General features: G+C 56.2%; 11 protein-coding genes. 8 read left to right on the forward strand and 3 right to left on the reverse strand.

Annotated features, from left to right (window positions below; translation table 11 throughout):
* Positions 1-101: 101 nt before the first annotated feature.
* Entirely contained in the window at positions 102-1421 is a 1320-nt protein-coding gene (locus A1355_RS15855; protein WP_064029894.1) for a TRZ/ATZ family hydrolase, read from the reverse strand.
* Between the two features lie 213 nt (positions 1422-1634).
* Between A1355_RS15855 and A1355_RS15860 the strand changes: the two genes are divergently transcribed.
* A complete protein-coding gene (locus tag A1355_RS15860; RefSeq protein ID WP_064029896.1) occupies positions 1635-5486 on the forward strand; it encodes a PAS domain S-box protein in 3852 nt (1283 codons plus the stop codon).
* Between the two features lie 79 nt (positions 5487-5565).
* Here the strand turns inward: A1355_RS15860 and A1355_RS26440 are convergent, their stop codons facing one another.
* Positions 5566-5700, reverse strand: coding sequence for a hypothetical protein (locus A1355_RS26440; protein ID WP_269454762.1), 135 nt, complete (start codon positions 5698-5700; stop codon positions 5566-5568).
* A gap of 130 nt (positions 5701-5830) precedes the next feature.
* On the opposite strand from A1355_RS26440, the gene mtnA reads away from it, so the two are divergent.
* The 6 genes from mtnA (at position 5831) to A1355_RS15890 (ending at position 11505) form a co-directional block, all read left to right on the forward strand.
* Positions 5831-6859, forward strand: a complete 1029-nt coding sequence (gene mtnA / locus A1355_RS15865; RefSeq protein WP_064029898.1) for an S-methyl-5-thioribose-1-phosphate isomerase — start codon at positions 5831-5833, stop codon at positions 6857-6859.
* Positions 6856-7596 (forward strand): sulfate transporter CysZ, encoded by a 741-nt coding sequence (cysZ, locus tag A1355_RS15870; protein ID WP_064029900.1) that lies wholly within the window; start codon positions 6856-6858, stop codon positions 7594-7596. The genes mtnA and cysZ overlap by 4 nt, the downstream gene beginning before the upstream one ends.
* Positions 7597-7606: 10 nt before the next feature.
* On the forward strand, positions 7607-8308 hold the full coding sequence (crcB, locus tag A1355_RS26495; protein ID WP_064029902.1) for a fluoride efflux transporter CrcB: 702 nt from the start codon (positions 7607-7609) through the stop codon (positions 8306-8308).
* Entirely contained in the window at positions 8296-8595 is a 300-nt protein-coding gene (locus A1355_RS15880) for a DUF190 domain-containing protein (protein WP_231883690.1), read from the forward strand. The genes crcB and A1355_RS15880 overlap by 13 nt, the downstream gene beginning before the upstream one ends.
* Before the next feature lie 269 nt (positions 8596-8864).
* A complete protein-coding gene (locus A1355_RS15885) occupies positions 8865-9086 on the forward strand; it encodes a DUF1289 domain-containing protein (protein WP_064029905.1) in 222 nt (73 codons plus the stop codon).
* A 526-nt stretch (positions 9087-9612) separates the two neighbouring features.
* Positions 9613-11505 carry a hybrid sensor histidine kinase/response regulator gene (locus A1355_RS15890; protein WP_064029907.1) on the forward strand — a complete coding sequence of 631 codons (1893 nt, stop codon included), beginning with the start codon at positions 9613-9615 and terminating at the stop codon, positions 11503-11505.
* Here A1355_RS15890 and A1355_RS15895 read toward each other — a convergent pair.
* Positions 11450-12130, reverse strand: a complete 681-nt coding sequence (locus tag A1355_RS15895; protein ID WP_082885581.1) for a response regulator — start codon at positions 12128-12130, stop codon at positions 11450-11452. The two genes, A1355_RS15890 and A1355_RS15895, sit on opposite strands and share 56 nt — an antisense overlap.
* A 367-nt stretch (positions 12131-12497) precedes the next feature.
* Between A1355_RS15895 and A1355_RS15900 the strand changes: the two genes are divergently transcribed.
* A complete protein-coding gene (locus A1355_RS15900; RefSeq protein WP_064029909.1) occupies positions 12498-14900 on the forward strand; it encodes a hypothetical protein in 2403 nt (800 codons plus the stop codon).
* Positions 14901-15018 lie beyond the last annotated feature (118 nt).

The raw sequence follows: 15018 nt of genomic DNA on the forward strand, positions 1-15018 counted from the left end.
CAAAAACCTGTCCGGCGCGCTATCGAGGCTCGGCAGGTAGCCAACCGGTCAGGACCATCAACACCGTGTTTCCTTCGGCGCCGACCGCTGGCAATATCCTTCTAGCTCGGCCCGGCGTTCATCCTTTGGCGCCACTGCTCGACGCGTTGCGTCAGTTCGTCGAGATCTAGCGTCGTCAGACGGCGTTGACTTAGTAAGGGTTTGCCGGCTACCCACGCGTCGCTGACTTGATGCCGGCCGGCCGCGTAGACGATTTGCGCGACCGGATGAAAGCACGGCTGAGTTTCCGGGGCGCTTAAATCGATGGCCACGACATCGGCTGCCTTGCCGAGCAGCAGCGAACCGATCTCGGTGTCCAAGCCCAGCGCTTTCGCGCCGTTGATCGTCGCCATCTCCAGCGCCGTCCAGGCCGACACCGCACTGGCGTCGCCGGCGACACCCTTGGCCAATAAGGCCGCGGTGCGCATTTCGCCCAGCATATCCAGATCGTTATTGCTCGCGGCGCCGTCTGTCCCCAACGCCACGTTGATACCGGCCGCCAAGCAGTCCGCCACCGGACAGAATCCGCTGGCCAGTTTCAAGTTGGATTCCGGACAATGGACAATATGCGCGCCGGTCTCGGCGAATTCGGCGATTTGCTCGGCGGACATCTGGGTCATGTGCACGGCAATGAACGAGGAAGTCAGCAAACCCAGATCGCGCAAACGTTGCAACGGAGTCTGGCCGGTGTTGGCCAATTGTTGTTCGACCTCGTGGGCCGTCTCGTGCACATGCATATGCAGCGTCAAATTCATCTCGTCGGCATAGGTCAGCGCCCGGCTCAGCGGCGCGTCGGACACCGTATACGGCGCGTGCGGCGCGAACGACAGGCTGAGCAGGCTTTCGTGGCGCAATTGTTCGTGCAGGGCCAAGCCCTTGGCCAGATAGGCGTCGGCGTTTTCCGCCCACAGAGTCGGAAAATCGAACACGATCAAGCCGATATTGGCGCGAATCCCGTGTTGCAGCGCTTGTTGCGCGGTGATTTCCGGAAAGAAATACATATCGTTGAAACAGGTAGTACCGCCGCGCAACATTTCGGCGATGGCTAAATCGGTACCGTCGCGCACAAAGGCCTCGCTAGCCCATTGCTGTTCGGCGGGCCAAATGTGGTTCTGTAACCAATCCATTAACGGCAGATCGTCGGCAAAGCCGCGCAGCAAAGTCATCGCCGCATGCGTGTGGCAATTGATCAAGCCCGGAATTAGCGCATGCCGGTCGCGTATCTCCAGCACCCTGGGACGATACTTTCGCAGGGCAAGGTCGCTAGGCAACAAATCGACAATTCTGCCGCCATCTATCGCTAGACTATAGTTATCGTAAACTACCGAGGCCGGTTCCACCGGTATAATCCATCGGGCCTGTATCAAAAGGTCGACCTGCATGGGTACTCCCGAGCTTAAAAGGCGATGATTATACCGCGCCGCCGTAGGGCCGAGACCAGTCCCCGCCAATCGAGAAGCGTCAAACAACATGTCAGACCCCATTTCCTCGCAGCCAATCGGTTTCTCTAGCGCCGTCCCGCCTCGGATATTCCCGGCCGGGCGCGGCGAAACCTGGCCGCGCCGCAATCCACTAGGCGCGCTGGTGAGTGGGATATGAAAGCGGTAAGGCTGTCGGACTGGTTGATCGGTTTCGGCATCGCGGGGCTTTATGCGTTGAGCGGCCGACTGTCCCTGCTGTATTTCTCCACCGTCAGCGTCGCCAGCGTGCTGTTTTTGCCCAGCGGTCTGGCGCTGGCGACGATACTTCTCGGCGGCCACCGTTATTTATGGGCGCTCGGGCTCGGTGCGCTGAGTTTAAATCTGTGGCAAGGCCAACCGCCGGCTATCGCGCTGGCCATCTCGGCCGGTAGCATTGCCAGCGCCGGCTTGGGCGCTTATCTGCTGCGGCGAATCGTCGGATTCGACCGCCGCATCCTCAACCTCGCCGATTATTTGTTATTGATCGGCTTCGGCGGACTGGCGTGTACGCTGTCGGCGCTAGTCGGCGCTAGCTGCCTATTGATCAACGGCGTAGTCGATACGGCCGGTTTCCGGATCGCGTTGTTGCACTGGTGGTTGGGCGACACACTAGGCACGATACTGGTCGCGCCGCTGATTCTGGTCTGGCGGGACGGTCTTCGCCTACCGCGCCGCTTCAAGCCGGTCGCCGAAGCCTGCCTGATTCTGGGCTTGAGCGCGCTGGCCGGCCAAATCGTATTTTTAAACTGGTTTCAGGACAACTTGGGCGAATACGCCAAAACGCCGTGGATTTACTTGTTGGTTAGTTGGGCGGCGGTCAGGGTCGGACCGAGAACCACGACCCTGATTCTCGCGGTCATCGCGATGCAAGCCATGGTCGGCATGAACGGACACCATTGGGAAATTTACCAAAACCGGCCGATCGGCCAACCGGAAATCAATTACTGGCTGTTCATGTCGGTACTGTCGGTGATCGGCATGGCCTTGGCCAGTTATTTTTCCGAACGCCAACGGGTGCTCGATGCCTTGGCCGAACACCGCGAACTACTGCGCACCCTGCTCAGGGCCATGCCGGACAAAGTCTGGTTCAAGGACCCCAACGGCACCTATCTGCTCTGCAACGCCAGTTTCGAAGCCCTATTCGGCGCCGACGAAGCCAGCATCGTCGGCAAGACCGACTACGATTTCGTCGATGTCGAACTCGCCGACTTTTTTCGGGAACACGACTTCAAAGCCGTCGCCGCCGGCAAACCGATGATCAACCAGGAATGGCTGACCCTGGCCGACGCCAGCCACACCGGGCTATACGAAACCATCAAAACCCCGGTGACGACCGCCGACGGCAAGCTACTCGGCGTATTGGGCATGGCGCGCGACATCACTCAGTTGTACCAAGCGCAACGGGCCCTGGACCGGCGCATTCAAGAGCAAGCCTGCTTGCACGCGGTGTTTCGCGCCACCGAAAATTTGAACCTGCCTTTGCCGGACGTGCTGCAAGCGGCTGTCCAGGAACTACCGGCCGGTTGGCCTTACCCCGATTTCGCGGTCGCGGCGATACGCTGGCGAGATCTCACGTTTCGCAGTGGCGAGTGCTCGGCCGACGCAGCTTGGATCAGCGCCCCGATCCGCGTCGGGACGTTGAACGACGGCGAAGTTAGCGTCGCCTATGCGATACCGCCGCCCACCCCGGCCGACGCCCCGGCGATGCTGGCCGAAGAGCAACAGTTGCTGAATGCGGTCGCCGAGCGGCTCGCTTCGACGATAGAACGCCGCCAAATCGAGGAAAAATCGCGTAAGCGCGAGAAAATCTTTCGGGCCATCGTTTCGCAAGCCTCGGACGCCATCATGCTCATCGATGCCGAGACGCTGGCTTTCGTCGAATTCAACGACGCCGCCTGCGAAAACCTCGGTTACAGTCGCGACGAATTCGCCAAACTGCGCCTGCCGGATATCCAAGCCGACGCCGCGCCAATGCTGGAAAGGCTAGCCCCGACCGAGGGCCGGGACGCCCGGCAATTCGACACGCTCAGCCGTTGCAAGGACGGCAGTCCGCGCGATGTTCACGTCAGCGTCCAAGCGATTCAAATCGAAAATCGGCCGATGTTATCGCTGATCTGGTCGGACATTACCGAACGCAAATCGATAGAAGCGCAATTTCGCAATTTGTTCGAGCACAACCCGGCGCCGATGCTGATTTACGAGCGCGGCACGCTAAAGCTGGTGGCGGTCAACGACGCCTTCACCGCGCTTTACAGCTACCGAGCCGACGAAGCGCAACACCTGCTGCTGACCGACTTGTTCGACGCCACGCAGAGACCCAAGATCATCGAGCTCGCCGCCAAACTGCGCGGGTTCGCCAATACCGGCGAATGGCAACATCTGCGCAAGGACGGCAGCGCGGTACCGGTCGTGGTCAGTTCGCACGACATCATCTTCGCCCACCATAGCTGTCGAGTCGTGGTGATTACCGACATCGGCGAACTCAAGCGGGCCGAAACCGAGCTGCGTAATTACCGCGATCATCTGGCCGACTTGGTGCGTTCGCGTACCGCCGAACTGGAACTCGCCCGCGAGGAAGCCGAAAGCGCCAATCGCGCCAAGAGCGCTTTCCTGGCCAATATGAGCCACGAAATCCGTACCCCGATGAACGCGATTCTGGGCATGGCTCACTTGCTGCGCATGGAGATAACCCAACCCAGCCAACGCGATAAGCTAGAAAAAATCAGCGTGGCCGGCAAGCACTTGCTCGGTTTGATCAACGATATCCTCGATCTGTCGAAAATCGAGGCCGAACGCATGACCTTGGAGAAAACCTCGCTGAATATCGCCGCCATCGCCGATCACGCCTGCAGCATCGTCGGCGAGCGCGCCGCCGCCAAACACCTGAGCCTGACCCACGAAACCGATCCGCCGCTGAACACCTTGATACTGCTCGGCGATCCGCTGCGCATCTGCCAGATCTTAATCAACTATCTGAGTAATGCCGTCAAATTCACCGAACAGGGCCGGATCGTGCTGCGCAGCCGCCTGCAATCGTGCGACGAGCATCAATGCTGGGTGCGTTTCGAAGTCGAGGACAGCGGTATCGGCATGACGCCGGAACAGTGCGCGCGGGTGTTCAACGCTTTCGAGCAGGGCCAATCCTCGACCACCCGCCGCTACGGCGGCAGCGGCTTGGGCTTGGCCATCAGCCGCCACTTGGCGCGGATGATGGCCGGCAACGTCGGCGTCGACAGCCAACCGGGCCAGGGCAGCACCTTTTGGTTCGAAGTTCCGCTGCAACGCGAGCTGAACCCTAGCGCGCCGATCGCCCAAGTGCCGGCGCCCGATTTCCGTCGCTCGGCCGAGATTTTGTTGGTCGAGGACAACGATATCAACCAAGAAGTCGCCAAGGCCTTGCTGGAAAGCGTCGGCTTGCGAGTCGACGTGGCCGAGCACGGCCAACAAGCACTGGAAATGGTCGAGCTACGCCGCTACGACCTTATTTTAATGGACATGCAGATGCCGGTCATGGACGGCCTGCAAGCCACCCGCTTGATTCGGAACACCGACCACGGCCGCGAGCTACCCATCGTGGCGATGACCGCCAACGCCTTCGAGGAAGACCGCCAAGCCTGCCGCGACGCCGGCATGAACGATTTTCTGGCCAAACCCTTCGATCCGGACCTGTTGTTCGATGTGTTGCGGCGCTGGATTCCCGCCGCCGGCACCAGCGCCCGCGACGTCGATCCGCCGGCGGCGGCCGCGCCGATTTCGCTCGACACCTTACGCGAGCGGCTCCGGGAACTGGCGATATTGCTGGCGGGCGGCAATTTGAAAGCCGCCGACGCTTGGCGCGACCTCAAGCCGGCGCTGGCCAGCGTGGTCGCGGCCGAAGCAATCCAAACCATGGACCCATTGGTCGAAAAATACGACCTGCCGCGGGCCTTGCACTATTTACGGGGTTTAATAGCGCAATATCCCGGCCTGGACGACGAAAGCGGTTAAAGTGGGCCCTCCGCGCCCGGTCAAGCCGAACGCCGGCCTATCGAAGCGGGCCGGAATCGGCTTAAAATAGTCGAAACGCTCAGGTAAAATCTTCGACTTCCCGAACCGTTGCCTGACGACAGCGACTAAATTCTGCTTTGTCGGATTTGTTCAAGACCGTCATGCCCGCCGGGAAACGGGCATCCAGCGCCATGGAGGGTAGGCTTAAATCCATTCATGGAGTCCGGGTTCGCTCCGCGCTCTAACGCGTCCGGCAATCCATGCCGGAATGACAATGCTTATTGAATAATCTGACAAAGTAGATCTAAGCCAAGCCCCCTTTTCCGACAACATACATCTTACGCATGAGCTCTCAATTATCGGTACAAGCCCTACAGTGGACCGGCTCCAGTCTGAACGTCTTGGATCAACGGGCCTTACCGGCGCATATCCGTTACGACGAATACCGCGATGCCGCCGGCGTGGCCGACGCGATCGTGTCGATGCGGGTGCGCGGCGCGCCGGCCATCGGCATCGCCGCCGCCTACGGCGTCGTACTGTCGGCCAAATATCACTACCCGGACCCGACCTGGCAAGACAAAGTCGCCCGCGACATCGACCTGCTGGCCGCATCGCGGCCGACCGCCGTCAATCTGTTCTGGGCACTGGCGCAAATGCGCGACGTGCTGGCCGCCGCGCCCGCCGACCCGCTCGCGGCGCTCGCCGCCAAAGCCGAAGCCATCCATGCCGACGACATCGCCGCCAATTATGCGATGGGCGAACGCGGCGCCGATTTAATCGGCGGGGCTTGCTCGGTACTGACCCATTGCAATGCCGGCGCGTTGGCCACCGGCGGTTACGGCACCGCGCTGGGCGTGATCCGCAGCCTGCACCGGCGCGGTCAGATTAACAAAGTCTACGCCGACGAAACCCGCCCCTGGCTGCAAGGCGCCCGGTTGACGGTTTGGGAACTGGCCCAGGACGGCATTCCGGCCACGCTGATCGCCGACTCGGCGGCGGCCTGGTTGATGAAGTCAGGCAAAATCGACTGGATTGTGGTCGGCGCCGACCGGATCACCGCCAACGGCGACGTCGCCAACAAAATCGGCACCTATTCGCTGGCGGTGCTGGCCAAACGCCACGGCGTCAAGTTGATGGTGGCCGCGCCCTCCTCCACGCTGGACCTGAGTCTGGCGACCGGCGACGCGATCGAAATCGAAGAACGCAATCCCAACGAATTGCTGGCCGATTGCTATTTGGGCGGCGATTCGCTAGTCGGCGCCTGGAATCCGGTATTCGACGTAACGCCGGCCGAATTGATCACCGCCATCGTCACCGAACGCGGTGTCGTCGTCGATCCCGGCCTGCACGGGGTAAGGAGTTTGGCGCCATGAACGCTATCCGCGACGCTAACAGCCCGCTGCTGGCCGTCGGCTGTTTGCTGGACGGCCTGAAATTACTGACCCGCGCCGAACTGCGCCAGTATTTGCTGATTCCGCTGTTGATTAATACGGTGCTGTATACCGGCGCCTTCATCCTCGGCTATCACTCGGTGTCCGCGCTGATCCACCAAGCGATTCCCGACTGGCTATCCTGGTTGAGCTGGATACTATGGCCGTTGTTTTTTATCAGTTTCTTGCTGATCGGCTTCTTCACGTTCACGCTGGTCGCCAATTTGATCGCCGCGCCCTATTACAGCCGCCTGTCCGCCAAAACCTTGTCTCTGTTGCACGGCCACGCGCCGGTCGCGGCCGACGCCGGCTGGGACCGGGTGTTTTTCGGCGAACTGAAGCGCATCGGCTATCTGTTGCTGCGGGTGCTGCCGCTATTGGTGCTGTTTCTGATTCCGGTGGTAAATCTGATCGCGCCGGTGCTGTGGGCGGCGTTCGCGGCCTGGGGCATCGCGATGGAATTCATCGCCTATCCACTGGAAATGCGCGGCCAAACCTTCGACGCGCAAAAGCGCTTCATGCAACAGCGGCGCTGGAGCATGTTGAGCTTCGGCGCGCTGACCGGCCTGGGCCTGACGCTGCCCATCGTCAATCTGGTGATGGGCCAGACCGCGGTGATCGCAGCGACCGTGTACGTGGACCGGGTGTTACCGCCGGCCGGCGGCGACGAAGCGAGCTGACGGCGCGGCGATGCAGCAAATCCTGGCCATTGCCCTGGGCGGATCGATCGGCGCGGTCAGCCGGTTTTTACTGGCGAACGCAATCTACGCGCTGCTCGGTCGCGGCTTTCCGCACGGCACCTTGTTCATCAACGTGTCCGGCTCGTTTTTGATGGGGTTTCTGACCGAATTGATGCTGCAACGTTTTGCGCTGGCGGTGGAATGGCGGGCCGCCATCCTAGTCGGATTCCTCGGCGCCTACACCACGTTTTCGACCTTCGCCATCGAAACGCTGTACCTGTTCGAGGCCGGCAGTTTACTGAAGGCTTTCCTAAATATTTTATTGAGCACGGTGTTATGCCTGGTGGCCTGCTGGGTGGGACTGATTTGGGGCCGCACCTTGTTCGCCGACACCTTATACCCCTGGCTCGGCCACGGTCTGCGCTACGGCGAAATGGCGCTGGCGCTTTTGTTGGCCTTGCTGATCGCCGCCGCCACCGAATGGTTGTTGCAAAGGGGCGCATATTCGGCCGAATGGCGAGCCTCTATTTACGTCGTGCTGCTAGGGCTATTGACCGTGGTCTCGACGCTGAGGCTGACGTTGGGATTGCCTGAGATTCGCCTGGAGTTCCAGGGCTTGTTGAGTTTGTTTGTCGTCAATGCGATGCTCGGCGTCGCGACGGTCTGGTTGGGTTCGCGCTTGGGGAATTGGCTATGGCAATGGAAACCGTAACGTTGGCGCGGATTTATCTGCGCGAGGGCGAGCATCTGCTGGCCCGGTTGTTGGATACTTTACGCGACGAACGCGTGCGCGGCGTCACGGTGCTGCGCGGCATCGCCGGCTTTGGCGCCGACCGGGAAATCCGCACCGCCGCACTGGCCGATCTGGCGCTGGACCTGCCGCTGGTGGTCGAGTTTTACGACCGCCCCGAGCGGGTTGGCGCTATCCTAGCCCACTTGGAAATTCAAGGCGGCTTGGCGCACATCGTCAGTTGGCCGGTCACTTTGCATACACCGTAAGCCGACGCGCGTTAACACCCTAACGATCATGAAACGCTTGCCTCCGCCCAGCCAATGAACGTCAACCGCATCGGAGCGACTTTAGCCGCGATCGACAGCGCTTCCACACCGGATTTCGGGGGACGCCTTGCTTGCGAGCGTTCGGGGGCCGCCTTTGTTCGTATGAACGCGTGCTCGATAACCGCCACGGACGCGACCCCGAGCGCCGTCAAAGCACCCTAATCCCGGAACTCGATTCACCAACCTTCACTCTTTGAACAGGACAGACCATGAAATACAGCCCTTGTATCGACCAATGCACCAGCGACGGCAGCCATTGCCAAGGCTGCGGCCGTTCGCACCAGGAAATCGCGGACACCAAGAAACTGGTCAAATCCATTGTCGAATTCGTGCAACAACAGCAATACGACAATCCGGAAGACTTCGTGGCTAAGATAGGCAAAAGCGTACTGAAGAAACTTGCCAAGGCCGCCGAGGAAAACGCCGGCTGACGCGGCAAGTTCGGCCGCTGTAATTTTTGACGGCCGCCGACGTGCTGTAGAAAATTGGTAGTGTTGGAGCGGTACGAGCCGCTCTGACAGGCACCTTTGAAAATTCAATCCACATTCGGCGCTTGGGCTCGGTAAAACGCTTCGGCGACTGTCGGAGCGGCTTCAGCCGCGATTGCGGGCGGTGAGGTTTGTTTAACGAGAGTAACGTTGAGCCGTTACGTTAGGTTTTTTGCGGGGGTGAGAAAGTCGTTGTCGCCCACCCGAGGCACGTTTCGGCAACCACGATCCGCGCGCGTCCCCTCGTCCATCAGCACACACCGAGTTTACCGGCGATATTGGCGTCGCGTTCTAAACGGCAGCCGTTAAGTGTAGCCGAGGAATGCTATAGTTTCCCTGTTAGATTTTCACAATTGCCAAATCCGTCCGGACTAGGGACAATGCCGCTCGCATGAAAAATAACAATCAGCGCGGCTAGCCGGCTTCCTCATTCGTCAGCAAATGCCGCCGAGCACTCGGATATCGCGGCATGCAAAACTTCAGTCCTTACTCCAATCTAGCCAACCTCGCTTTTTTCAGAGCGCCGGCCAAACCCGATTTTTCCGCGGTCTTCAAAGCCTGTTGCGACGCTATAAGTCCCGGTCATTTATTCGCGATTCCCAAATTCGACGCCGCGTCCGAACAGGCGTTTTGGCGGGAACGTTACCAAGTATTGCTGGCTCCTCTGAAATGGGCGTTATTACTCGGTGCCGGCGCCTTCCTGGCCTACATCCTGCTGGATTTACACACTGGCGCCGACTCGATCGGCAATGCCCTGCCGCGAATGCCCATCATCGCGGTACTGGTCGGCTTGTTCGCATATTTGCAAACTCATGGGGATGCCGTCCGCCAGATTAATACCATCGCTAAATGGAGCGCCGGCCTGTCGGCCGCGAATTTGCTTATCCTGTTCATCATCGACGGCAAAGCGGCCGATTACCCATCGACCTGGCCCTGTTTACTGCCGATGTACTTTTTTAGTTACGGACAAATGTTCATGTCCTTGCGCGCGACGATCGGCTTCGGCTGGGCCACGTCGATCGCGATGCCGTTGGCCGGCCATGCCTTAGGTGTCGGCGCGGCGGACCTGATCTCGTCGATGATTAATCTGACCATCGTCAACCTGTTCGGCATCTGCACCCGTTGCCAACTTGAAGCCTACGCCCGCAAATCCTTCCGGGAAAAACGCAATGCCCAGCAAAACGCCGACGACAAGGCGCGCTTCCTGGCACAAATCGGCCACAACTTGCGCCAACCTCTACAAGCCTTGAATTGTTACGCCTCGGTGATGGAAACCGCCTGCGGCGAGCCGACTCAGGCACATTTAAAACCGCTGGCCAACCGCATGGGTTTGGCCATCGACGAACTGAGCCGCACCATCAACCATATCTTTCAGATCGCCAACGTCGAAAACGGCAAGCAAATCCCGCAACTCGCCAACGTCGATATCAATGTTTTTCTGGCGAGTCTGGAAACCCAATTCGCCCCGCAAACCGCCGCGCGCGGCCTGCGCCTAAAGGTCCGCTTGCGCCGCAAACCGCCTTACAACGTACATACCGATCCCAGCATCTTGGCGCAAATCGTCGGCAATCTGATCGACAACGCCATCAAATACACCCGCTCGGGCTGGATCAGCGTGGCGGCGGTCAACATCGGCGCCGGCCGGCTAAAACTGCACATCCGCGACAGCGGCGCCGGAATCCCGGCCGAACTGCGCGACAAGATCTTCGAAGACGCGGTGCGCGGTAAACTCGGACGCGAAACCGACGCCACGACGCCGGGCCTGGGCATCGGCTTGTACTATGCGTCAACGATGCTGCAACACTTGCCCAACCACACGATGAACCTTGATTCGCGCCCAGGCCGGGGCAGCGACTTTCAAGTCTATCTACCGATCGCGCACCAACAAGACGCCAACACCGGCGAGCCGGCCGTCACCGGCGACTTCAGCGGCCGCTACGTCTTGATCGTGGACGACGACGCCAAAGCCCTGGACGGCCTGGCCTGCCAGTTGCAAAGTTGGGGTTGTGAAGTGCAAACCGCCTTGTCGTTGGCCGACACCCACATGACACTGGCCGACAATCTGGCGATTCCGGATTTGTTAATTACCGACTTTTACTTGAAACAACACGAAACTGCCCACGACATCATCGCCGCCGTCCACGCCGACTGCGGCCCGGTGCCGGTTCTGGTGCTCTCGGCCGACGGCATCTCCGAGCAAGACAAGGCACTGTGGCCGGCCCGTACCGGCTTGTTACGCAAACCGGCCAGTCCCAAGACGCTGATGGACGCGATGCTGCGCACGATGGGCGAGGCGCCGGATCGGTCTAACTATTGCCCACTCCCGGCTTACCAAACACAATCCCTCGCACAAACAGCTTGACCAGCAACTCGGTGCGCCGAGTCACGCCGAACTTCAAAAAAATCGGCCGCAGGTGGTTGCGGACGGTTTGCTCCTGAATCGCCAATTGCAACGCGATTTGCTTATTGCTGTAACCGCGCGCGATCCAGCGCAAAATATCGAACTCGCGCGGCGTCAAACCCAGACTGGCCGGATCGGTCACCGTCGCCAGGCCGTTGGCCGTTTGCACATCGCCGGCCGGCACCTCGCCGGTCACCGTCGCCGGCAAAAACACCCGGCCCGACAACAAATCGCGCAAGGCTTCGACAAACCCCTGCCGGGAAATCGTCTTGACCACGAAGCCCATCGCCCCCGCCTTCAAAGCCTGAAACACCAAATCCCGATCGCCGACTCCGGAAAACATCACCACGCACAGCTCCGGAAAATCCGCCTTCAACTTAGCCAAGCCTTCCAAACCGCTGCAATCCGGCAGTTGCAAATCCAACAACACCAAATTCAACGGCTGGGCGTTGGCAATGGCCAGGCCGGCCGCGAAACTCTCCGCCTCGAACACTTGCACGTCCGGATAAATCTGCTTCAACAAACACGCCACCCCTTCGCGCGCGCAAAAGTGGTCGTCGATCAACAAAATATTCACAGTCTTCATCCCCGTGGCAAGCCTGATTAGAGGATTGTAACCCCGGACAGCCCGCAATAGACCCAGTACATTTGTACTAGTACGGAAAACAAGTGGCTTGATGAGACATTTTGGAGTGAAAATCCGTATGTCCTAGTTCTCAATATATTTATCAAAGCGCAAATAAACTCAAATGACGCCACGACCTCATGATAGATGATCGAATTTATTGAACCGATATTAACAAAAATTTTGAAGTACAAAAATAAAATAATTTCCAGGATGAATTTAAAAACACAGTTTAACAGCGAGCTTTCGACCAACAAAGTCCGACAACCAATTCTAAATAAATATTACCTTAAGTTTATCCGAACGCCTTAAAATATTAAGAAAACTCATGAGCATCCGACATCTTTTTAAGTTTGCACTTTCTGCATTTCTATTAACATCTACTTCAATAGGTCGACCTGAATCCTCCATCGATGAAATCAAAGAGCATCTTGACAGCGCTGCCGAAGCACTCGACAACCTGCGTAGTATGAATGATGAATTCGGCGAGGTGGTCATGTCTTATCCGATTTTAGGTAAAAGTCAAAGTAGTAACAACTTCGATTTAAAGAAAGACAGTAAAGAGTATTTGGAAGAAGCCAAAAAAATATCTCAAGGCGGTGCCGCGCATATGTTGATGATGGCAAATGTCATCGCTGGTTCATTGCAAGTCAAAAATAACTCCATGATCGGCCAGCAATTCCAGACGGATTTACAGCAACACCAAAGCTCAGAGTCGGCACTAGATCAATACAAAATCAAAAAAATGGCGATTTGCGATGAAAGAAAAGCCCAATATATAGATGAAAGCGACCCTGATAAAAAAGAAACTAAATTAAAAGCCTGGGACGATTGTTTAACCAATCTAAAACCAGTTTCAGCAACGGCACCCGGTCGAGATGCGACAACGCCGGTTGATCCCAAAGACCCCAAATTTGCAGATGAAGCTAAAGCGACATTAAAAGACAGTACCTTGGTTAAGGCGCCTGGAACGCTGTTGCCGAGCGATCTTCAATTATCCATCAGCAATCGCGATGCGCTACATATCGCGGCTGGCGACAAAGCAGTCGAAACCGCCTACCGCATTCTTGGCGATCCTGCAATGGCAAACCAATTCAAAGGCAAGGTATTACTTATTGCATCCTCAATGGTCTCTGTCAATCCCGGCTGGCGGACGCGAGAGGGGTTTTTCGCCCGATTATCAGCCGAAATGAAAATTGAGTATACGCCCGCGAGTTATCAGGCAAAACAGCAGTTTATTAATCAAAATCAGGTTCCTTGTGACGTACGAAAAATGGTCAAAAGCACATGGAATATTGTGGAAGATAAGGCGCCGCAAGACTCTAAAAAAACAGAATCAACGGGTTCAGAAGGTGCAAATACTAAAAATGCAAAACAATATATTGATAACTGCAATACCTCAACGACTCTCGAATACTTTCCAAATGAATACATTTTGTCAGAAAATGAAGATCATTGGCCTCATCCACTAATTGCTGCTGTTTCTCCGTTGACGGCCAGCCAAACACTGGATCTGAGCAATTCAGAGCGTAATGTTATGGAGTTTTCCTTAGCTCTTGCCGGTATTTTAAAAGAAATGAACCTGGAAGGACAGGCCAGTATATTCGAACAATTTGTACGAAGCAATCAAAACGATAGCAGAACACGAACGGTGAATACTATTGTCAATTCTTATAGTATTAATGGTGGTCAATTCGGCTATCAAATTGCACCGCAATTTGTGGGACTGGATGTGCAAGGAGAGAATGAAAAAAGCGCTAATCTTTTGCAGCCTCAATCCTTTCCGGTATTGCTGTTAATCGGCCTTGATCAGAATGACTTGAATCTCCGGATCAAGAAATGTGTCGATAAAGACCCTGACGGAGAAAACTCTTGTAAGCAACAAGGTTCAGGTCCTGATAAATGGAAAATAATGGAGCCACATCTAGCAATGAAACAAAACTTCGATTGGCGAAGAGCAGACAGTTACGGATTTTGGGGAACAATTGGCAATTTCTTTTTTGATCCAGGCTATTACTTCTTTAGCAAAGACAAATCATCGGATCAGATGAACATATTATACGAATTAAATAAAAAATACATAAAATTTCAGGATGACTACAAAAACTTGCAAAATAAGGCGAACGATTTCTGTAAGGAAAACAAAGACAATGAAAAATGTAATGAACTTAAGGGAGAGATGGCGATACTGTCCCGTAGCAATAACTTCCTCACCAGTAAATTTTGGACTCAGAAATGGCCTTTAGCCAGCATAAGCATTCAAGATATACCATCAGAGATTTTATTTCCAACACCCCAAGAAGACGCAAAGCCAAAGCCCCAGCCTTATATCACGGAAGTCATACCAAACAAAATACGATTAACCCGCACTGGAAGCAGCATAACAGCAGATAATAGCGAAATACTAATTCTTGGAAGCAACTTAAAGCAATTAGATACTTCTAAGATAGAAGTCGTACCGCAAAGCACCGATTCATTTAAAGTTTCTAGTGCCCCGGATGATAATAAAATTCGAATTGTGGCAACAGTCGCCGAAGGCTCGCCGATTTCCTTCAAAATCCCTATCAAACCTGATAATAAAAACTTCTTATTCACGGCGCCTATAAAAGTGGAAATTATTGACGTAAAGCCGCAAGCATCCCCCACAACCGACAAGCCCGCGACTAACAAAATTACCGGCTCCATACAGGTACCTATATCAATGGATGTGCCACGTAGCTCAGCCAACTGATTACCAGATTTTTGGATGGTACGCTCTATCTTTTTTAGAATCTTGCTCTGATATACAGGATGTTTACATTTGCTAAAACTTGTTGAGGAACTTATCAACCTAGGAGCCTGTCGGACTT

It is taken from the genome of Methylomonas koyamae, from assembly GCF_001644025.1.
Taxonomy (GTDB): Bacteria; Pseudomonadota; Gammaproteobacteria; order Methylococcales; family Methylomonadaceae; genus Methylomonas; species Methylomonas koyamae_A.